Origin of the sequence: Neisseria viridiae (assembly GCF_962747995.1) — a bacterium.
Classification (GTDB): domain Bacteria; phylum Pseudomonadota; class Gammaproteobacteria; order Burkholderiales; family Neisseriaceae; genus Neisseria; species Neisseria viridiae.
In genome coordinates, this window is the sequence record NZ_CAUJAJ010000002.1 from 1 (window position 1) to 20,789 (window position 20,789).

A 20,789-nucleotide genomic window follows, 5' to 3' on the forward strand; every position below is an offset into this window, starting at 1 on the left:
CAATCATGGCTTGTGCGGTTTGCCGGAAGAAGGTGCTCATGGGAAATCCCCTAAATGTCTTGGTGGGAATTTGGGGGATTTTGGGGAATTTTGCAAAGGTCTCGTACTGTCTGCGGCTTCGTCGCCTTGTCCTGATTTTTGTTAATCCACTATATAAATATTTCTATTTCAATCCAATATAAAATGCCGTCCGAACATTGTTCGGACGGCATTTTTAATGCTTCAAATCAGTTGGTGCCGACTTTGATTTTCTGCCACAGGCTGACCGACAGTTTTTTCGCATCCGTACTCATTTGCGGCATCACGAAACCGTCTTTCATATCCTGCTCGTTCGGGAAGATGGAACGGGTGTTCACCAGCTCGGCAGGCATTTTTTCGCGTGCCGGTTTGCTGGCGGGGGCAAAGGTTACGGCGATGCCGTTTTTCGCCGCGATTTCGGGGTCGAGCGTGTAGTTGATGTATTTGTGGGCATTGGCGACGTTTTTCGCATCGGCGGGAATCAGCCAAGACTCAATCCAAAAGCCCATACCTTTCGGCGTCAACACTTCGATGCCGACGTTGTTTTTCACTTCTTCGGAACGTGCTTTCGCCAAGTTCAAATCGCCGCCGTTGCCTGCCGCCAGGCAGATGTCGCCGCGCGCCAGCTCGTCGATGATGGACGGGCTGAAACGTTTGACATCCGGACGGATAGACTTCAACACTTCCGCCGCCGCCTTCAAATCTTCAGGATTCGAGCCTTTGGGGTCTTTGCCCAAGTAGTTCAGCAAAATCGGGAACATTTCGCTCGGGGTGTCCCACAGGGCGATGCCGCAGGATTTCAGCTTGTGGGTGTATTCGGGTTTGAACAGCAAATCCCAGCCGTTTTCGGGCAGCTTGCCGCCCAAAAGCTCTTTGCCTTTCGCCGTAATCGCAATCGTGTTCACGCCGGAGAAATAGGGGACGGCATACTGGTTGCCCGGGTCGGCGGTTTCCAGCATTTTCAAGAGTTCGGGATCGATGTTCTTATAGTTGGGAATCAGGTCTTTGTTGACTTTTTGATACGCGCCCGCCTCGATTTGGTGCGGCAGGAAGGCGATGCCCGGCACAACCAAATCGTAACCGGATTTGCCGGTCAGCATTTTGGCTTCCAGCGTTTCATTGTTTTCGTACAAGTCGTAAGTCAGCTTCAGATTGTTGGCTTTTTTAAAGTCTTCGACCGTACTCTCGTCAACATAGTTCGACCAGTTGTAGATGTTCAGAGTATCGGTGGCAGCGGCTTCGGCATTGGCAGCAGACGCAGCGTCTGCTTGAGGTTGCACGGCGTTTTTTTCGCTGCCGCCGCAGGCTGCCAGAGACAGCGCGGCCAAAACGGCTAATACGGATTTTTTCATACGGGCAGATTCCTGATGAAAGAGGTTGAAAAAAAGAAATCCCCGCGCCCCATCGTTACCCCAGCGCAAGGTTTGGGCATTGTAAAGTAAATTTGTGCGAACTCAAAGCGATATTGGACTGATTTTCCTAAAAAATTACCCTGTTTCCAAAAGGGGAGGAAAACGGTTGCCCGATTTTGCCGTTTTCCTGCGCTGTCAGGGTGTCCGACGGGCGGATAGAGAGAAAAGGCTTGCATATAATGTAAACCCCCTTTAAAATTTCGCGTTTACAGAATTTATTTTTCTTCCAGGAGATTCCAATATGGCAAACAGCGCACAAGCACGCAAACGTGCCCGCCAGTCCGTCAAACAACGCGCCCACAACGCTAGCCTGCGTACCGCATTCCGCACCGCAGTGAAAAAAGTATTGAAAGCAGTCGAAGCAGGCGATAAGGCAGCTGCACAAGCGGTTTACCAAGAGTCTGTCAAAGTCATCGACCGCATCGCCGACAAAGGCGTGTTCCACAAAAACAAAGCGGCTCGCCACAAAAGCCGCCTGTCTGCAAAAGTAAAAGCCTTGGCTTGATTTTTGCAGAACCGCCACGGCGGTTGATACGCGATAAGCGGAAAACCCTGAAGCCCGACGGTTTCGGGGTTTTCCGCATTGTGGGGACAAAATCCCGAAATGGCGGAAAGGGTGCGGTTTTTTATCCGAATCCGCTATAAAATGCCGTCTGAAAACCAATATGCCGACAATGGGGGTGGAGATGAATACACGGAATATGCGCTATATCCTTTTGACAGGACTGTTGCCGACGGCATCCGCTTTTGGAGAGACCGCGCTGCAATGCGCCGCTTTGACGGACAATGTTACGCGTTTGGCGTGTTACGACAGGATTTTTGCGGCACAGCTTCCGTCTTCGGCAGGGCAGGAAGGGCGGGAGTCGAAAACCGTACTCAATCTGACGGAAACCGTCCGCAGCAGCCTGGATAAGGGTGAGGCGGTCATTGTTGTTGAAAAAGGCGGGGATGCGCTTCCTGCCGACAGTATGGGCGAAACCGCCGACATCTATACGCCTTTGAGCCTGATGTACGACTTGGACAAAAACGACCCGCGCGGGCTGTTGGGCGTGCGCGAACACAATCCGATGTACCTTATGCCGGTTTGGTACAACAGTTCGCCCAACTATGCTCCGGATTCGCCGACGCGCGGTACGACTGTACAGGAAAAATTCGGACAGCAGAAACGTGCGGAAACCAAATTGCAGGTTTCGTTCAAAAGCAAAATTGCCGAAGATTTGTTTAAAACCCGCGCGGATTTGTGGTTCGGCTACACCCAAAAATCCGATTGGCAGATTTACAACCAAGGCAGGAAATCCGCGCCGTTCCGCAATACCGATTACGAGCCTGAAATCTTCCTGACCCAGCCTGTGAAGGCAGACCTTCCCTTTGGCGGCAGGCTGCGTATGTTTGGTGCGGGTTTTGTCCACCAGTCCAATGGGCAAAGCCGTCCCGAATCGCGTTCGTGGAACAGGATTTACGCCGTGGCGGGGATGGAGTGGGGCAAATTGACGGTAATTCCGCGCGTGTGGGTGCGTGCGTTCGATCAGAGCGGCGATAAAAACGACAATCCCGATATTGCCGACTATATGGGGTATGGCGATGTGAAAGTTCAGTACCGCCTGAACGACAGGAAGAATGTGTATTCCGTATTGCGCTACAACCCCAAAACGGGCTACGGCGCAATTGAAGCCGCCTACACGTTTCCGATTAAGGGCAAACTCAAAGGCGTGGTACGCGGATTCCACGGCTACGGGGAAAGCCTGATCGATTACAACCACAAGCAGAACGGTATCGGTATCGGGTTGATGTTCAACGACTGGGACGGCATCTGAACCGCGCGTTCAGACGGCATATCAAGTTGCCGTGCCGTCTGAAGCCGCCGGCGGTTTGGCGGGGCGGGATAAAAAATTCGTTTGAATCCGGGCAAACGCGTATAATGTGCGGTTTGTACGGACTTTGTCGGAATCAAGCAAGATGACGGAACCTGCGGCCGAAGGCGGCAAAGCTGCCAAGGCGTTAAAAAAATATCTGATTACAGGCATTTTGGTCTGGCTGCCGATTGCGGTAACGGTTTGGGTGATTTCCTATATCGTTTCCGCGTCCGACCAGCTTGTCAACCTGCTGCCGAAGCAATGGCGGCCGCAATATGTTTTGGGGTTTAATATCCCTGGGCTGGGCGTTATCGTTGCCATTGCCGTATTGTTTGTAACCGGATTATTTGCCGCCAATGTATTGGGTCGGCAGATTCTTGCCGCGTGGGACAGCTTGTTGGGTAGGATTCCGGTTGTGAAATCCATCTACTCGAGTGTGAAAAAAGTATCCGAGTCCCTGCTTTCCGACAGCAGCCGTTCGTTTAAAACACCGGTACTCGTGCCGTTTCCCCAGCCCGGTATTTGGACGATTGCTTTCGTGTCAGGGCAGGTGTCGAATGCGGTTAAGGCCGCATTGCCTCAGGATGGCGATTATCTTTCCGTGTATGTCCCGACCACGCCCAACCCGACCGGCGGTTACTATATTATGGTAAAGAAAAGTGATGTGCGCGAACTCGATATGAGCGTGGACGAAGCGTTGAAATATGTGATTTCGCTGGGTATGGTCATCCCTGACGACCTGCCCGTCAAAACATTGGCAGGACCTATGCCGTCTGAAAAGGCGGATTTGCCCGAACAACAATAAAGCCGCCGTTCAGACGGCATTTTCTGTTTTCAGTTTAAATCAATAAAAGGTGATTTTATGCGTACCAACTATTGCGGTCTGATCAGCGAGCAATACTTAGACCAAACCGTTACCGTCAAAGGCTGGGTACACCGCCGGCGCGACCACGGCGGTGTGATTTTTATCGACCTGCGCGACCGCGAAGGCATCGTCCAAGTCGTGATCGACCCTGACACTCCGGAAGCATTTGCCGCTGCCGACTCTTCCCGCAACGAATACGTTTTAAGCATTACCGGCCGCGTACGCAACCGCCCCGAAGGCACGACCAACGACAAAATGATTTCCGGCAAAATCGAAATCCTTGCCAAAGAAATCGAAGTCTTGAACGCCGCCGCTACGCCGCCGTTCCAAATCGACGATGAAAACATCAGCGAAAACGTACGCCTGACCAACCGCGTTATCGACCTGCGCCGCCCTGTGATGCAGCGCAACCTGCGTCTGCGTTACCAAGTCGCTATGGGCGTTCGCCGCTACTTGGATGCGCAAGGCTTCATCGACATCGAAACGCCGATGCTGACCCGATCCACTCCGGAAGGCGCGCGCGACTACCTCGTGCCGAGCCGCGTCCATCCGGGCGAATTCTTCGCGCTGCCGCAATCTCCGCAATTGTTCAAACAACTGTTGATGGTGGCAGGTTTCGACCGTTACTACCAAATCACCAAGTGCTTCCGCGACGAAGACTTGCGTGCCGACCGTCAACCTGAATTCACTCAAATCGACTTGGAAACCTCGTTCCTGAACGAGGATGAAATCATGGACATCACTGAAGGCATGGCCAAACAAGTCTTCAAAGATGCTTTAAACGTAGATTTGGGCGACTTCCCACGCATGCCTTACTCTGAAGCCATGTTTTACTACGGCTCCGACAAGCCCGATATGCGCATCAACTTGAAATTTACCGAGTTGACCGACCTGATGAAAACGGAAGAATTCAAAGTCTTCCGTGGCGCGGCAGATATGAAAGGCGGCCGCGTGGTCGCTTTGCGCGTGCCGAACGGCGCAAAATTCAGCCGCAAAGAAATCGATGAATACACTAAATTTGTCGGCATCTACGGCGCGAAAGGTCTGGCATACATCAAAGTGAACGATGTCAGCAACCTCTCCAACGGCGAAGACAGCGGCCTGCAATCTCCAATCGTGAAATTCCTATCTGAAAACGCCCTGAAAGAAATCATTGCGCGTACCGGCGCGCAAAACGGCGACATCATCTTCTTCGGCGCAGACAAAGCCAAAGTCGTGAACGAAGCCATCGGCGCGTTGCGCATTAAAGTCGGCTTGGAACACGGCAAAGACAACGGCTACTTCGTAGACGAATGGAAACCTTTGTGGGTTGTCGACTTCCCAATGTTCGAATACGACGAAGAAGCCGACCGCTACGTTGCCGTACACCATCCGTTTACCGCGCCAAAAGAAGGTCATGAAGACCTGATGGTTTCCGACCCTGCAAACTGCCTGGCCCGTGCCTACGACATGGTATTGAACGGCTGGGAAATCGGCGGCGGCTCTATCCGTATCCACCGTGCAGACATACAAGAGAAAGTGTTTGCTGCGCTGAAAATCAGCCCTGAAGAGCAACAAGAGAAATTCGGCTTCCTCTTGGATAACCTGAAATTCGGTGCGCCTCCTCACGGCGGTTTGGCATTCGGCCTCGACCGTCTGGTTACCCTGATGACCGGTGCCGAATCTATCCGCGACGTGATTGCCTTCCCGAAAACCCAACGCGCACAATGCCTGCTGACCAACGCGCCCAACAGCGTGGACGACAAGCAGTTGCGTGAATTGAGCCTGCGTCTGCGTCAGAAAGCAGTTGAAACAAAAGAAGCATAAGGAAAACAGAGCCGTTTGACGGCTCTGTTTTTTTCAGACGGCATTTACGCTTCTTAACTTCCCTCTAATTCAAACCTAATTTTGCTGTGTTTTAATGGCAGCATTGAAAAACACTTCTTGTTCAATAAGTCGATAAAGAAAGGACTGAAAATGAAAAAATTGTTATTGGCCGCTGTTATTTCCCTGAGTGCCGCTGCTGCATTCGCCGGTGACCATGCAGAGCGTCAGATTTACGGTGATCCTAATTTTGAACAGAACCGCGTAAAAGCTGTGAAAATGTTGGAACAGCGCGGTTATCAAGTTCACGATGTCGATGCCGACGACCATTGGGGCAAACCGGTTTTGGAAGTGGAAGCCTATAAAGACGGCCGCGAATACGACATCGTGTTGTCTTACCCCGACCTGAAAATCATCAAAGAGCAGCTCGATCGCTGATTCCTTTGATGGAAAGATGAACCAAAATGCCGTCTGAAGCGTTCAGACGGCATTTTGTTTTCCGGTGGGGAGACGGATTTAGAACAGCGAATCAAACGGTTCGGAAGCAGTGTTTTTAAAAGTTTCAGTTTCTGCCTGCGGTACGGATTCGGTAACCGGTTCGACATCGGCCGGCGGCAGGGCGGGAAGGGGACGGACGGGTTGTTCGGCGGCTTGGGAAGCCGGCTGTTCGACAGGGTTAACCCGGGTAATTTTCGGCTTAGCTGCTTCAGCTTGGCTGTATGAGGAAGAACCCTGTATCCACGCCAGCGATTTGAGCGGCATCTTCATCTTGCCGTTTTTGCCGCAGGTCAGGCAGACGGCCGATCCGGTGCGGTCTTTGAGTACGGCATCGACTTTCTCGGGTGCGATGGTTTTGCCCTGTGTTTTTGCCCATTGCCCGATGCTTTTTTTCAGGGAGGCGGTGTCAAGATTGTTTTTGCCGTAAGGGTCGCGGAAGGCGGCAAGCCACAGGTTGCGATCCGCATCTTCATTGAGACCCGCCATTTGATAGATGACGGAGGCGGGCGAGCCGCTGGCGATGGTTTTGGCAAACTCGAGCGCGTCGGGCGATTTCATGCGGACGCAGCCGTGACTCCGAACCCCGGGGACGCTGGCCGGCGCATTGGTTCCGTGTATGCCCAAACCGAGTTTCGGGTCGCCTAAGCGGACAAAAACCGGCCCCAAAGGGTTGTCTGGACCGGCGGCTATGGTTTTCACGCCGTCGCCGCGTTCTTTTTGTATGGATTTGGGGATGCGCCAAACGGGGTTGTAGGCTTTTGCACCGATTTTATGTTCGCCTAGATTGGTTTGCGTCATCGCCCGACCTACTGCAACGGGATAAACCTTGGTCAGTTTGCCGTCGGTGTAGAGAAACAGGCGTTGTTGAGGGATGTTGATGAAGACATGTTGACCTTGCGCAATAGGGGAAACATCGGGAATAACTGTATGCGCGTATGAAAAACTGGTTATAGACAGTACGGCGGTGAGGCAGATTGTTTTATTCATATCAAAATGTAGTGTGCGTTCGATGGTGTTTTGGCAAATCATACCTGAAACCGTGCGGTTTTGTGCGAAAATATGCGTTTCGGTACAGTATGGACGGTTTTGGGAATGGAGACGGAAGTAAATGTCGCGGAAATTTCCGCCTTGGATTATGAAGGCAGGGGTGTGGCAAAGGTTGGCGGCAAAACGGTTTTTATTAAAGGGGCATTGCCGTCTGAAAAAGTCGGTTTTCAGATTACCAAACAGAAAAAGCAGTTTGACGAAGCGGAAACAGTAGCGATATTCAAAGTTTCGGATGAGCGTACCGTCCCGCAGTGCCGTTATTTTGAACGCTGCGGCGGTTGTTCCCTGCAACATATTTCTCCGACAGCGCAGGTGGCGTTCAAACAAAGGATTATGGAAGAGCAGCTCGAGCGTATCGGCAAGGTCAAACCGAAGCAGATATTGCCGCCGATTTACGGACATGTATGGCATTATCGGGACAGGGCGCGGTTCAGTGTGTCATTAGACAAATCATGCCGTCTGAAACTGGGGTTTCAGGCAAAGAAAACGAATGATGTGGTGGATATTTCGTCATGTATGCTTCTTCCGAAGCCGGTTTCAGACAAGCTGCCCGCCATCAGGGGGCTGTTGCAGGATTTGGTGGAAGAGGGAAGTGTTGCCCGGTTTGCCGAGTTTTATCGCGGCAGTGAAATCACCGTATTGAACATCGCGTTCAAAAGCAAACTTCGGCAGAACGAAGAAAACCGGATTCGGCAGTGGTTTGATTCGGAATTGTCGGACGGCTGGCAGGTTTGGCTGCAAATCGAAGGGGGCGTATCGCAACCGTTTTATCCCAAAACAGACAAAACATTAAAATATACATTACCTGAATTCGGCATTGAAATGCCATTCCGTCCGGGAGATTTTACACAAATCAATACCGATACCAACCGGCTGATGGTTTCACGTGTCGTGAAAATGCTCGACATACGGCGGGGCGAAAGGATTGCCGACCTGTTTTGCGGTTTGGGCAATTTCAGTCTGCCCATAGCCAAGAGCGGAGCGAGTGTGGTTGGTGTCGAAGGTGCGGAAAACCTGGTCGGGCGCGCCCAGCAGAATGCACGGTTGAACGGTTGCGACGGACAGACGGATTTTATTGCTGCCAACCTCTTTGATTGCACCGAAAAGACAGTCGCCTCTTGGGGAAGGTTTGACAAAATGCTGATAGATCCTCCCAGAAGCGGTGCGTATGAAGTCGTCAAATCGCTGCATACACCCTACCTTCCGCAAAAAATCGTTTATGTATCCTGCAACCCTTCCACTTTGGCACGGGATGCGGGCGTGTTGGTTGAAAAAGGCTATATACTCAGCGGGGCAGGGATAATGAATATGTTTGCCCAGACATCTCATACCGAGTCTGTCGCCGTATTCGATTTGTTGCCGCAAACAGGAAAATAACTTTTTGAAAATCAAAGGCAAAGAATAATTAAGGGAGGGGGTGCAAACAGATAGTGCCCGACAAATACATTTAAACGTATAAAACATAAAAGGTCATATGGCAAGGCTTGTGCAGAAGGCATATTGTCAAACGTTAAATTATGGTATGATTTGAAACTTACAAGTCTATTTCAGTAAATCGTTAATAATAAAAGCGGACAATTGCCGTTGCAGGCAGTCAGCTATCCGCTCGTTACGGTATCGGGAGTATCCTTTGGAAAACTCATTAATTATCGGTTTGGCACTGGCGGTATTGCTGGTGCTTTTGGTTATGCGTGCGAAGCAGGGTAAGAAAATGCCGAAGCGCAAATCCCAAGGTGTCGGCAATACGCAGGGGCAGCCGCCTGGAAGCAATGATTCGGATTGGGTCGATCAGGTTGACCAATCGGTTTCAGACGGCACGCAGACGGGATTTTCTTGGAATGAGAGTGCCGAAAACGCATCTGCGGCAGTATCCGCGCAAGAAGTCGATCCGCTGACGGAATATCAGGTTTATAAGCAGTTCGGTTATCAGGGCAAGGCTGCCGAGTCTTTGGCTGCCTATTTGGACGGCATTCCGGACGGGGAGGAAAAACCTGAAAACCTTATCTTGGAATTGCTCGATGCCAATCTTGAAGCAGGAAATACGGATACTTTGGCAGACAATCTGCAAAAATACGGCAAACTGATCCCTTCCGAACTTTTGGCAAAATATATCGAACAGGCATTACAGCGTGATCCCAACCATTTGCGTATCCGCGTCTTGGCGGAAGAAGGTTTGGGATGGGGCATTCAGGAGATTGAAAAACGCGCGGAAGGCGGTTCTGCGACGGCAGTTTCCGCATCGCCCCAGCCGGATGCCGGCGGTAAGGCTTATGGAGCCGAAGAAATCAAGCGCATCCCGATTGTGCGGGGCAAAAAAGACGTGTCCGAAATCAGCCAAGAGGAAATCGGTGCGATTGCCGGTCTGGTCCGTGCCGATCAAGGTGCGAAAATCCTTAAAGACAAAGTCAGCTACGAAACGGCATCGAAACAATACGACCGCGCCATCCAAACTTCCGAAAAACCTGCAAACCTGATTATCGATGCATTGAAACTCGATTACCAACACGCGGACATAGACCGTTTTGCCGGACATTTGTGGAAGCTTTACCAAACGTTGGGCAACTATGGCAGGCAGGTTAAAGAGCGGATGCTGGGTTGGGGGTACAGCCTGGGTTACCATGAAGTTTTCGATGATTTGGAAAAGGGGCCGAACGACCGGCAAATCAAAGACATCGGTATGGGGCACGGATATCTGCCGCAAAATATACAGAAATTCAAAGCGCAACATCGGGATTTGGTGCTTCAAGATTCTTCATTGATCAACACCGGTTCGTCTCCGGCAGACGATGCGGTTAAAGAAGTAGAGTCGTTGCTGATGTATGGTCAGATTGAGGCGGCAATGGATGTGTTGGAGCAGGCGGTATTGAAATATCCCGACGAGTCCCAGCTTTATATTACGTTGATTGATATTTATGAACGTACTGAAGATTGGGATAGGTTGGGGCAGTTTTTAAGGGTATTGAGGGAACGTGCGGACAGGCTTCCTGAAGAGGTCGTTATGCTGATGAGCCGGCTGCTGCAGCGTATGAATCAAAATATAAAAAAATAAAACGGTACGGAAAATAAAAATGGAAGTTCAACTGCCGAAAATTAAAACAGTACGCGTAATGTTGGCGGGGATGACGGCGCAGCAGGAATCCGTTTTCAAAATGGCATTCAAAATGCACAATACCACCCGTTATGAAACGGTATTACCTTCAGACGGCAGTGTCGTGCCCGATTTGGTTTTGGCGGATACCGATGCCGAGGGCGGTTTTGAACTTTGGAAAGAGCTTGCCGAGCGTTATAAGGATATACCTGTCGCCGTCTGTTCGGAGAAAGTTCCCGATTCTGAAGTTCCCTACCTGCCCAAACCGATTCGGTTTGAAACATTGTTTCCTATGCTCCGCAAGTTGTTGCAGGGCGAGAATGTTTATGGGAAATCGTTTATTGCACCCGCAGACCGGTCGGCGAAAAACAACGTGAACGTACAGCGTACGGTTACGATACGCCGGTTTAACCCGAATAAAGGATTATTGGGGGCGTTGCGGTTTGCGGAAAAGAACAGGCGGGACATCGCTATCTTGCATGGAAATAAGCCGGTCCTTATTGTTTTCCCCTTGATACAACGGGTTTTGCTGACAGAAAGTGTGCAAAAACTCGAAGAATTGTGCAAAGACGAAAATTTGCAGGTCAGTTGCAAGACTGTTCCCGATAACCCGCAATGGCGCGAAAAGGCTAAAGTAGGCATTATGTCCTGTATGTGGCAGTTTTCCATTTGGACGGCGCAGGGCAGGTTGATTTATCCGATTTCTCCCGATACTCCGTTTACGTTGAAATCTTGGCCAAACCTGACCCGGTTGGCAAATGTACCGGGATCGATACGCTTGTCGGCATTTCTGACCAAGGCATCCGTCAACCTTAACGTGTTGTATAAAGTGATGCCTTTAAACCTTGATGATATTCTGAATTATCTTGCGGCAACCTATACAACCGGGTTTTTGTCGGTAGATTTGAAAACGGTTTCACAACAGGCATACTCCGATATGGCGGATAAAATAAATATCGGGACCGATTCTGCCTCTGATAGTGAAATGGTGAAAAAAGCGGAAAAAATCACGACACCATCCCAATCCCAGCCGCGCGGCCTTCTGCAAAGGCTGATGAAAAAACTGTTGGGCAGCTAAGAGGCGGAGAGATGAGAGAAAATAAAATTATTTTCACAGGACCTGTCGGCGTAGGGAAAACCACCGCCATTGCGGCTATTTCGGACGAAGCACCCGTCCAGACCGATGCTTCCGCATCCGATATGACTTTGGATAGGAAAAGGAATACGACAGTGGCGATGGACTACGGGGTCATCAGCTTGGATGAGGATACCAAAGTCCATTTATATGGTACGCCCGGTCAGGAACGGTTCAACTTTATGTGGGAAATCTTAAGCCAAGGCAGTATGGGTTTGGTCTTGCTTTTAGATAATGCCCGAACCAACCCATTGAAAGATTTAGAATTCTTTTTGCATTCGTTTCGAGGGCTGCTGGAGAAGGCACCCGTCGTTGTCGGTATTACCAAGATGGATATACGCTCTCAGCCCGGTATCGACGTGTATCACAAATATCTTGCAAAACATAATCTTAATGTTCCGGTTTTTGAAATTGATGCCCGTAAGGAAGATGACGTAAAGCAATTGGTTAGCGCAATGTTATTTTCTATTGATCCGGGACTGGAGGTTTAATATGGAATCAACACTTTCACTACAAGCAAATTTATATCCCCGCCTGACTCCTGCCGGTGCATTTTATGCCGTATCCAGCGATACCCCCAGTGCCGGTAAAACTTTGTTGCACAGCCTGTTGAAAGCGGATGCGGACGAAGTGGTCAGCAGTGAGAAGCTGCTCGCTTGGGCGGACACCGCCGACATCGATACCGCTTTGAACCTGTTGTACCGTTTGCAAAAACTCGAATTTCTCTATGGCGATGAAAACGGTCATTCAGACGGCATCAATCTGTCGGACGAGCAATTGCCGTTGCTGATGGAACAATTGTCCGGCAGCGGTAAGGCATTATTGGTCGATCGGAACGGCCTGTATCTTGCCAACGCCAATTTCCACCATGAGGCGGCTGAAGAGTTGGGGTTGCTGGCGGCAGAAGTTGCACAGATGGAAAAGAAACACCGGCTGCTGATTAAGAACAACCTGTATATCAACAATAACGCTTGGGGCGTTTGCGACCCTTCCGGTCAGAGCGAATTGACATTTTTCCCATTGTATATCGGTTCAACCAAATTTATTTTGGTCATCGGCGGCATACCCGATTTGAGCAAGGAGGCATTTGTTACTTTGGTCAGGATTTTATACCGCCGTTACAGCAACCGTGTGTAAAATTTGGGATAGGAGGGTTTATGCAGCAATTATTAATTTCGGTTTTGGAAGACTTGAACAACACATCTCCGGATATTGTCGCATCTGCCGTTATCTCAACCGACGGATTGCCGATGGCGACAATGCTTCCTTCACATTTGAATTCGGACAGGGTAGGGGCGATTTCTGCCACTTTGCTTGCTTTAGGCAGCCGCTCGGTGCAGGAACTCGCCTGCGGGGAATTGGAGCAAGTGATGATTAAAGGAAAATCAGGCTATATCCTTTTAAGTCAGGCGGGTAAAGATGCCGTGTTGGTGCTGATGGCAAAAGAAACCGGCAAACTTGGTTTAATCCTATTGGATGCCAAACGGGCGGCAAGGCATATTGCGGAAGCCATATAATATATAAAGATTACGGGCTTGCAGATAAAGTGCAATCGATTGCAAATTTATATTGACACGTTCGGTATTTCTGTTTTATTATTCGCGCTTATTCCCCGATAGCTCAGTCGGTAGAGCGACGGACTGTTAATCCGCAGGTCCCTGGTTCGAGCCCAGGTCGGGGAGCCAAATTCCAAAACCCTCTAAGTATTTTCTTAGAGGGTTTTGTTTTTGTCAGGGAGTCCGGTACGGCATTCTTTTATGGAGGGAAAGTTGTGACCCAATCAAGGCGGATTTTAGAATACGTAGAGAAGCAATGCGGCACGGTTCTTAAGTATTTGTGGATAAAATATCCCGATTCTGCCGTGTTGAGGCATGGTGGGAATAGGGGGAAATGGTATGCACTAATCGGGAGGATTGCCAAAAGCCGTTTGGGTTTGCAGGGGATGGAGGGGTAACATCCATTAATGTGAAGAGTAATCCTGATATGGTTTCCGTTTTGAGGCGGGGGAAAAATTTTTTACCTGCATACCATATGAACAAGCAGCATTGGGTCGGTATCGTGTTGGATTATGGTGCGGAAACGGATAAAATATTGACGCTGTTGGATTGGAGCTACGATTTGATGGAAAAATAAAAATGCCGTCTGGACTTGACTGCACCCTATCAGTTGGGGCAGTGCAAGTTCAGACGGCATTTCATCGTGGGTCGGCAGGAATCGGAACAAGGCGGTGAAACTGCAAACTGTACGGCAATGCGGTAACCTGTTAATTCACTATATTTTGTCCGTTCAGGCTCGGCGTTCTTTGCACATTAGTTTCGCATCCAGCCAGCCGTCGCCGCCGGAGATGATGTTTTTGGCAACGAAGTTGTCCAAGTCGGGCAGCAGGGAAACGGCGCGCCCGCTGTTGATGATGACGACGACGACCATCGGTTTGTCGCCCAGCCAGTAGCCTGCCAATGCGCGGACATTGTTGAGCGTGCCTGTTTTCAGGCGCAGAAGCCCGCCGCTTTGTTTGAAGCGGTTGCGTAAAGTCCCGTCTGTGCCGGCGATGGGCAGCGTGTCGATGAAATCTTGTGCAAACGGGCTGAAATAAGCCGTTTCCAACATTTGCGCCATCATTCTCGCCGTTACCCTTTCTTTTCTGGACAGGCCCGAACCGTTTTCCAAAACCAAATCCGCAACATCGATGCCAGACACGGCAAGTTCGCGCCGGACGGCAGACGCTGCCTGTTCGGAAACGGCGGGCAGTTTGCCGTTGCCGCCCAGTTTCAGGAAGACGGAGCGCGCAATCAGATTGTCCGAACGCTTGTTCATGTCCGTCAAAATTTCCTTCATCGGCTTTGAGTGTGCAACGGCAAGCGTCTGCGCGCCTTCCGGTGTGTCGGCTATGCCGATGCCGTCTGAAATCCGTCCGCCGCCCAGCAGCCAGTGGTTGGTAAAACTTTGCTGGATCAGTTCGTCAAGTGCGAACATCCGGACACCGACAGGCTTGCCCAAACAGCTTTCGGGAATATTGCCGCGCAATTTCAGCGTATTGTCCGAAAAAGATACGCGCATCAGTTTTTTGACCGAAGGACAGGCAGCTTGGGAGGCGGTAATTTTCAAGTTGTTTTGGGCGAAAATATGCGGCAAAGGCGGATCGGTGAGAATGTCGGTACTGCCGGCGGCATTGCGTTCGGCGCGCACCATAACCATACCGGCAGACAGCATAGTCGGATTGGGGGAAGTCATAAAAGGAGAGCCGCCGTCGGCTTCAAAATGGTCGGGACTGCCGACTTCGCCCCACAGCTTGTGGTCGAGCATCAGGTGTCCCGTGATATTGCGTATGCCTTTGTCGCGCAACTGTTTTTGAACGTCAAGCAGGTTTTCCTGATTGAAAACGGGGTCGCCGCTGCCTGCCCAATACAAATCGCCATCCAGCGTGCCGTTACTCACTTTGCCGTTGCTTTTAAACTCGGTCGCCCAGCGGTAATTGCTGCCGAAGGTTTTGAAGGCGGCAAACGCGGTAACGAGCTTCATCGTGGAGGCGGGGTTGACGGGGACATCCGCGCGGTGGTCGATGACGACCCTGCCGCTGCCGAGTTCTTGGACATATACGGCGATTTCGTTTTGCGGAATGCGGCCGGTATCGAGCGCGTGTGCGGCGAGGGAGGCGAGAAGCAGCAGCAGGGAGGCCGCTGTTTTGGGGAAATTCATAGGTGAATCTGTTACATAAAAAAAGCAATTATAAGGCAAAGCCGGATAAGTGGGAACGCCGTGGCGGCGGGCCGGCTTGTTTGCAGGGGAAATCACATATATAATAATCGTTATCATTATAAAATGATTGAAACGCACAAACTTAATATTCAGGAGGAATGATTGTGGCTAAGAAAATCAGTATTTTGGTGGGCAGCCTGCGCCGTGCTTCGTTTGCACGCAAAGTGGCATTGAATGCGGCGGAGATGTTCCCCGAAGGCTGGCAGGCGGAAATCGTCGAAATCGGACATCTGCCGCTTTACAATTTCGATTATGACGACCCTGCGGTGGAAGATGTGCCGCTGCCCGAAAGTTACACGGCTTTCCGCGAAACGATTAAGGCTTCAGACGGCATTTTGTTCGTTACGTCCGAAAACAACCGCACTGTTCCCGCCTGTTTGAAGAATGCGGTGGACATCGGCTCGAAACCGAATGCCGACGTGGCGTGGAAAAACAAACCGGCCGGCATCATCAGCCATTCCGTCGGCAAGATGGGCGGGTACAGTTCGCAAAAAAACCTGCGCCTTGCCCTGTCGTATTTCGATATGCCGCTGACAGGGCAGCCTGAGGTATTTTTGGGCAATTCACCGACGCTGTTTGATGAAAACGGTAAGTTGAACGAATCGGCAAGGGCGTTTGTCCAAGGCTATATCGACCAGTTTGCCGCTTTGGTGGAAAAACACGCCAAGTAGTTTGAACAAGGACAGAAACCGCAGAATCTTGGTTCTGCGGTTTTTTGCTGCCGCTAAATTGCGGCTAATTTTGGGGTGTTAGAATAGGCACGGTTTATTTTGAAGGGAAAGTTGATGCGTGTTTTGCTGGTGGAAGACGATGCGATGATTGCGGAGGCAGTGTCGGCAAATTTGAAAGACGGCGGCTATGCGGTAGATTGGGTCAAAAACAGCGCGCAGGTTGCGGCGGCGGCCGCTGCCCAGCCTTATGACTTGATGCTGCTGGATTTGGGTTTGCCGGTGCGGGACGGTTTGGATGTTTTGTCGGAAATACGCGCGGCAGGCTGCGCCGTCCCCGTGCTGATCGTTACGGCGCGGGATGATTTGTACAGCCGGCTGAACGGTTTGGACGGCGGTGCGGACGACTATATCGTCAAGCCGTTCGATATGGCGGAGCTTAAGGCACGGATGCGGGCGGTGTTGCGGCGCGGCGGCGGTCAGGGACAGGTTTGCCTGTCCAACGGTGTGATTTCGCTGAATCCGGCAACGTATCAGGCGGAAATTGTTGCCGAAGGACGGCAGGTCGCGTTGAGCAACAAGGAGTTTTCGGTATTGCAGGCTTTGCTGGCGAGACCGGGTGTCATTTTGTCGCGCTCGGATTTGGAGGACAAGGTTTACGGTTGGGGCGAGGAAGTCGAAAGCAATGCGGTAGATTTTCTGATTCACGCGCTGCGTAAGAAACTGGGTAAGGAAAGCATACAAAATGTGCGCGGTGTAGGCTGGCTGATGCCGCGTCAAGATGCCGTCTGAACAGGAACGAAGATGCCGGACCGTTTTTTTAAAATTTTAAAACATTCGCTTCAGGTCAGAATCAGCCTTGCCCTGATTTGGATGTTTGTTCCGCTGGCAATGCTTGCAGGTATGTTTTCCTACTACGAAACCTTCCACGAAACGGAAGAGTTGCAGGACGACCTACTCCGTCAGACGGCATTGTACGTCGCCCCCGATTCCCAACCCGAAACTTTGCCCGAGGGCGACGGCGATACGCGCATTTTCGTGCAGATGCCGCAGCAGGAAGACCCTGTTGTCAGCCTGCCCGTGCATCTGGCGGACGGTCTGCACACGCTTCAGGCGAACGGGGACGACGATTATTACCGCGTCTATATCCGCACGACCGAACAGGGACGGATTGCCGTCATGCAGGAAAACGAATACCGTGAAGATTTGGCGGCGGATGCGGCACGGCAAAGCGTGTTGCCCCTGCTGGCGGCACTGCCGCTGATGATACTGCTGACCGTGTGGATTACGCACAAAGCCATGCGCCCCGTCCGCAAATTGTCGCAAAGTCTCGAACAACGCCGAATCAATGACCTGTCTGCTTTGAGTGTGGACAATATTCCCAGTGAAATCAGAGGGTTCGTAACCGCCATCAACCTGCTTTTGAAACGTGCGGATGAAGACATCCGCCACCGTCAGCGGTTTGTTGCCGACGCGGCACACGAATTGCGTACGCCGATGACCGCCCTTTCCCTTCAGGCGGAACGGCTCAACAATATGCCGCTCCCGCCAGAAGCGGCGCGGCAGTCCGCCGTTTTGCAGCAGAGCATCAGGCGCAACAAACACCTGCTCGAACAGCTTTTGGCACTGGCGCGTTCGCAGTCGGACGAAACCCCTCTGACGAAAACGACATTCGGTCTGCAAAGCCGTTTCCGCCAAGTGTTGCAGGAACTGATGCCGCTGGCTTTGGAAAAACGTCAGGACATCGGTGTGGCGGTCGGAGGCGATGTCGAAGTGTCTGCCGACGAAACAGAAATCTATACGCTGATTAAAACCTTTGCCGACAACGCGGTACGTTATACGCCGCCCGAAGGCAGGATAGATTTGGGTTTCACGGACGAAGGGAAATATCTTGCCGTGTGGGTGGAAGATAACGGGAACGGCATTCCCGAATCCGAACGTGCCCGCGTCCTCGATCCGTTTTACCGTATTTTGGGAACGGAGCAGCAGGGGACGGGGCTGGGGCTGTCGATTGCCGACACGCTTGCCAAAAAATACGGCGGATATTTGGAACTGACCGACAGCCGACGTTTCGGACACGGTCTGCTGATACGCGCCTTGTTGGACAAGGAAACCCTGAAATAGACAGATGCCGTCTGAAGGCTTCAGACGGCATTTTTTTACATCAGCACAATATCGTATTGTTCCTGTGTGTAAGCGGTTTCGACCGCCAAAGAAATCGGTTTGCCGATGAAATCTATCAGCATTGCCAAGGATTGCGATTCTTCGTCCAAAAACAGGTCGATGACGTTGGGGGCGGCGAGGATGCGGAAACTTTCGGCATCGTAACGGCGCGCTTCGCGGACGATTTCGCGCTGGATTTCGTAGCACACGGTTTGCGGCGTTTTCAGGCGGCCCCTGCCTTGGCAGGAAGGGCAGGGTTCGCAGAGAACCTGGTTTAAGTTTTCGCGCGAGCGTTTGCGCGTCAGCTCGACCAGCCCCAAATGGGTAAAGCCGTGCAGGGTGATGCGCGTGCGGTCGAAGGCGAGGGCTTTGGCAAGCTCTTGCAACACGGCTTCGCGGTGGCTTTCCTGCGCCATATCGATGAAGTCGATGATGATGATGCCGCCGAGGTTTCGCAGCCTCAATTCGCGGGCGATGGTGTGGCAGGCTTCGAGGTTGGTGCGGAAGATGGTTTCATCGAAATTGCGCGCGCCGACAAAGCCGCCGGTGTTTACATCTATCGTGGTCATGGCTTCGGTGGACTCGATGATGAGGTAGCTGCCGAAGTTGAGGTTGACGCGCGGTTGCAGGGCGCGGCTGATTTCCTGCTCGACGTTGTGGGTCTCAAACAGCGGGCGTTCGCCTTTGAACAATTCTATCCTGCCCAATGCGCCGTGAACGTATTGTTCGGCAAAACGCGTCATCCGTCTGTGGTTTACGGTGGAATCGACGAGGATTTTCTGCGTGTCGCAGCCGACCATATCGCGCAACACGCGTAGGCTTAAAGGCAAATCCTGATAAAGCAGGGTTTCCGGCGGCTGGATTTTCGCCTGTTCTTGGATGTGTTCCCACACTTTGGTCAGGTAGTCGATGTCGGACTGGAGCTGTTCGTCGGTGGCGTTTTCGGCGTTGGTGCGGATGATGTAGCCGTGGCATGCCTTTTCCGGCAGGAGCTTGTTGAGACGCTCGCGCAGGTTGCTTCGTTCCGTATCGTCCTCGATACGCTGGGATACGCCGATATGTTCTTCCTGCGGAAGGTGGACGAGGAAACGCCCCGCCAGCGAGATTTGTGTGGAAAGGCGCGCGCCTTTGGTGTTGATCGGGTCTTTGATGACCTGCACCAAAACCGACTGCCCTTCAAACAGCATATGTTCGATGCGCTGGGTTTCTTCGGGGTTGCGGCGTTGTTCGAGGACATCGACGATGTGTAAAAATGCCGCGCGTTCCAAACCGATGTCGATAAACGCGCTCTGCATCCCGGGCAGCACGCGGCGCACCACGCCCAGATAGATATTGCCGACCAGGCTGTGCCCGCTGTTGCGCTCGATGTGCAGCTCGCAGATATTGTTTTCCTCCAACACCGCCACGCGCGTTTCCTGCGGCGTGATGTTGACCAATATCGTTTCGGGCGGGCGCGCGATGTCTTTGGGGATGGGGAGTCCTGACAACATGGTTTTTCCTGAAAATGTAATAAAAATATTTTTGCACCCGTTCCGCCGCGCAGCGCGGGTGCAAAAATATTTTTCACAATGCCTATCATACTTTAAAAAAGAAACTTTGACACACTCCGCACATGCCGTCTGAACGTGCATCTGTTCCGCACTTGCCAAACGGAGCGATTGCCCCTATATTGATTATCATTGCAAAACTTTCGGAAACCCAATATGCAGACCGTTACCATGTACACAGGTCCGTTTTGTCCTTACTGCACGATGGCGAAAAGGCTGCTGCACGCGGCAGGTGTCGGACATATCGACGAAATCCGTGTCGATGCAAGCCCCGAAGCCTTTGCCGAAATGCAGCAGCTTTCGGGACAGCGCAGCGTGCCGCAGATTTTCATCGGCGAAACGCACATCGGCGGATTTACCGACCTCTACCGCCTCCAGCAGGAAGGCGGGCTGGACGGACTGCTGAACCCTTAACCCCCAACTAGGAAAACAAAATGAGCGAAGAACTGCAACCCGTATTCAGCATCGAGCGACTGTATGTCAAAGACTTGTCTTTGGAAGTGCCGCACGCGCCGCAAATCTTTTTGGAACAGGGCGAGCCCGAAGTGGATATGCGCGTTTCCACCGGCAGCCAAAAGCTGGAAGACGGCTACTACAACGTGGACGTTACCGTAACCGTTACCGCCAAATTGGATAACGAGCGCACGATGTTTTTGAACGAAGTAACCCAAAGCGGTATTTTCCGTCTGGAAAACATCCCCGAAGAAGATGCCGACCTGCTGCTCGGCGTGGCGTGTCCGAACATCCTCTTCCCTTACGCGCGCGAAGCTGTTTCCAGTACGGTAACGCGCGCCGGCTTCCCGCCCGTCCTGCTTGCGCCGATTAATTTTGAGGCGATTTACCAACAACAGCAGGAAGCCGAAGCCGCCGGGGCTTGATTCTTGCCTGCCGATGCCGTCTGAATCCGTTTCAGACGGCATTTTTGTTTTCGGATAA

Annotated in this window: 21 protein-coding genes and 1 tRNA gene; 18 read left to right on the plus strand and 4 right to left on the minus strand. The window is 51.7% G+C overall.

Annotated elements, in window-relative coordinates:
• Positions 1-227 precede the first annotated feature (227 nt).
• Positions 228-1,370 (minus strand): extracellular solute-binding protein, encoded by a 1,143-nt coding sequence (locus Q9J79_RS01875; protein WP_101125406.1) that lies wholly within the window; start codon positions 1,368-1,370, stop codon positions 228-230.
• A 301-nt stretch (positions 1,371-1,671) separates the two neighbouring features.
• On the opposite strand from Q9J79_RS01875, the gene rpsT reads away from it, so the two are divergent.
• The 5 genes from rpsT (at position 1,672) to Q9J79_RS01900 (ending at position 6,389) form a co-directional block, all read left to right on the plus strand.
• A complete protein-coding gene (gene rpsT / locus Q9J79_RS01880) occupies positions 1,672-1,935 on the plus strand; it encodes a 30S ribosomal protein S20 (protein ID WP_002212556.1) in 264 nt (87 codons plus the stop codon).
• 160 nt (positions 1,936-2,095) lie between these two features.
• Positions 2,096-3,244, plus strand: a complete 1,149-nt coding sequence (locus tag Q9J79_RS01885) for a phospholipase A (RefSeq protein WP_301912376.1) — start codon at positions 2,096-2,098, stop codon at positions 3,242-3,244.
• Between the two features lie 142 nt (positions 3,245-3,386).
• Positions 3,387-4,088 carry a DUF502 domain-containing protein gene (locus Q9J79_RS01890; protein WP_127239130.1) on the plus strand — a complete coding sequence of 234 codons (702 nt, stop codon included), beginning with the start codon at positions 3,387-3,389 and terminating at the stop codon, positions 4,086-4,088.
• A 57-nt stretch (positions 4,089-4,145) separates the two neighbouring features.
• Complete coding sequence (gene aspS, locus Q9J79_RS01895; RefSeq protein ID WP_301912378.1) at positions 4,146-5,954, plus strand: aspartate--tRNA ligase; 1,809 nt, start codon at positions 4,146-4,148, stop codon at positions 5,952-5,954.
• A 150-nt stretch (positions 5,955-6,104) separates the two neighbouring features.
• Positions 6,105-6,389, plus strand: a complete 285-nt coding sequence (locus Q9J79_RS01900; RefSeq protein ID WP_301912379.1) for a PepSY domain-containing protein — start codon at positions 6,105-6,107, stop codon at positions 6,387-6,389.
• A gap of 78 nt (positions 6,390-6,467) precedes the next feature.
• On the opposite strand, the gene Q9J79_RS01905 is transcribed toward Q9J79_RS01900, so the two are convergent.
• On the minus strand, positions 6,468-7,436 hold the full coding sequence (locus Q9J79_RS01905; protein ID WP_373321249.1) for a L,D-transpeptidase: 969 nt from the start codon (positions 7,434-7,436) through the stop codon (positions 6,468-6,470).
• A 105-nt stretch (positions 7,437-7,541) separates the two neighbouring features.
• Between Q9J79_RS01905 and rlmD the strand changes: the two genes are divergently transcribed.
• The 8 genes from rlmD (at position 7,542) to Q9J79_RS01945 (ending at position 13,852) form a co-directional block, all read left to right on the plus strand.
• The gene (gene rlmD / locus Q9J79_RS01910) at positions 7,542-8,873 is read left to right on the plus strand and encodes a 23S rRNA (uracil(1939)-C(5))-methyltransferase RlmD (RefSeq protein ID WP_301912381.1); all 1,332 of its coding nucleotides are present in this window, start codon (positions 7,542-7,544) and stop codon (positions 8,871-8,873) included.
• A 253-nt stretch (positions 8,874-9,126) separates the two neighbouring features.
• Complete coding sequence (locus Q9J79_RS01915) at positions 9,127-10,545, plus strand: tetratricopeptide repeat protein (protein WP_301912382.1); 1,419 nt, start codon at positions 9,127-9,129, stop codon at positions 10,543-10,545.
• Positions 10,546-10,564: 19 nt separating this feature from the next.
• A complete protein-coding gene (locus Q9J79_RS01920) occupies positions 10,565-11,662 on the plus strand; it encodes a DNA-binding transcriptional response regulator (protein ID WP_301912383.1) in 1,098 nt (365 codons plus the stop codon).
• A gap of 11 nt (positions 11,663-11,673) precedes the next feature.
• On the plus strand, positions 11,674-12,210 hold the full coding sequence (locus Q9J79_RS01925) for a GTP-binding protein (protein ID WP_003710372.1): 537 nt from the start codon (positions 11,674-11,676) through the stop codon (positions 12,208-12,210).
• Between the two features lies 1 nt (position 12,211).
• A complete protein-coding gene (locus tag Q9J79_RS01930) occupies positions 12,212-12,856 on the plus strand; it encodes a hypothetical protein (RefSeq protein WP_003710371.1) in 645 nt (214 codons plus the stop codon).
• A gap of 20 nt (positions 12,857-12,876) precedes the next feature.
• On the plus strand, positions 12,877-13,236 hold the full coding sequence (locus Q9J79_RS01935) for a roadblock/LC7 domain-containing protein (protein ID WP_003710368.1): 360 nt from the start codon (positions 12,877-12,879) through the stop codon (positions 13,234-13,236).
• Between the two features lie 92 nt (positions 13,237-13,328).
• Positions 13,329-13,404 (plus strand) — tRNA-Asn (locus tag Q9J79_RS01940).
• Between the two features lie 205 nt (positions 13,405-13,609).
• Positions 13,610-13,852 (plus strand): MmcQ/YjbR family DNA-binding protein, encoded by a 243-nt coding sequence (locus tag Q9J79_RS01945; protein ID WP_301912384.1) that lies wholly within the window; start codon positions 13,610-13,612, stop codon positions 13,850-13,852.
• A 153-nt stretch (positions 13,853-14,005) separates the two neighbouring features.
• On the opposite strand, the gene dacB is transcribed toward Q9J79_RS01945, so the two are convergent.
• On the minus strand, positions 14,006-15,415 hold the full coding sequence (gene dacB, locus Q9J79_RS01950) for a D-alanyl-D-alanine carboxypeptidase/D-alanyl-D-alanine endopeptidase (protein WP_304685262.1): 1,410 nt from the start codon (positions 15,413-15,415) through the stop codon (positions 14,006-14,008).
• 158 nt (positions 15,416-15,573) lie between these two features.
• Here dacB and Q9J79_RS01955 point away from each other — a divergent pair, with 158 nt between their 5' ends.
• From Q9J79_RS01955 to Q9J79_RS01965, 3 genes are all read left to right on the plus strand, one after another.
• Positions 15,574-16,146, plus strand: a complete 573-nt coding sequence (locus Q9J79_RS01955) for an NADPH-dependent FMN reductase (RefSeq protein ID WP_301912386.1) — start codon at positions 15,574-15,576, stop codon at positions 16,144-16,146.
• Positions 16,147-16,260: 114 nt separating this feature from the next.
• On the plus strand, positions 16,261-16,935 hold the full coding sequence (locus Q9J79_RS01960) for a response regulator transcription factor (RefSeq protein ID WP_301912387.1): 675 nt from the start codon (positions 16,261-16,263) through the stop codon (positions 16,933-16,935).
• An 81-nt stretch (positions 16,936-17,016) separates the two neighbouring features.
• Positions 17,017-18,267 (plus strand): ATP-binding protein, encoded by a 1,251-nt coding sequence (locus tag Q9J79_RS01965; protein ID WP_301912509.1) that lies wholly within the window; start codon positions 17,017-17,019, stop codon positions 18,265-18,267.
• A gap of 35 nt (positions 18,268-18,302) precedes the next feature.
• Here the strand turns inward: Q9J79_RS01965 and rng are convergent, their stop codons facing one another.
• A complete protein-coding gene (rng, locus tag Q9J79_RS01970) occupies positions 18,303-19,796 on the minus strand; it encodes a ribonuclease G (RefSeq protein WP_118792085.1) in 1,494 nt (497 codons plus the stop codon).
• A gap of 213 nt (positions 19,797-20,009) precedes the next feature.
• Here rng and grxC point away from each other — a divergent pair, with 213 nt between their 5' ends.
• Together grxC and secB are read left to right on the plus strand one after the other, a co-directional pair.
• Complete coding sequence (grxC, locus tag Q9J79_RS01975; protein WP_250314856.1) at positions 20,010-20,267, plus strand: glutaredoxin 3; 258 nt, start codon at positions 20,010-20,012, stop codon at positions 20,265-20,267.
• Positions 20,268-20,287: 20 nt separating this feature from the next.
• On the plus strand, positions 20,288-20,731 hold the full coding sequence (gene secB / locus Q9J79_RS01980; protein WP_003754271.1) for a protein-export chaperone SecB: 444 nt from the start codon (positions 20,288-20,290) through the stop codon (positions 20,729-20,731).
• Positions 20,732-20,789 lie beyond the last annotated feature (58 nt).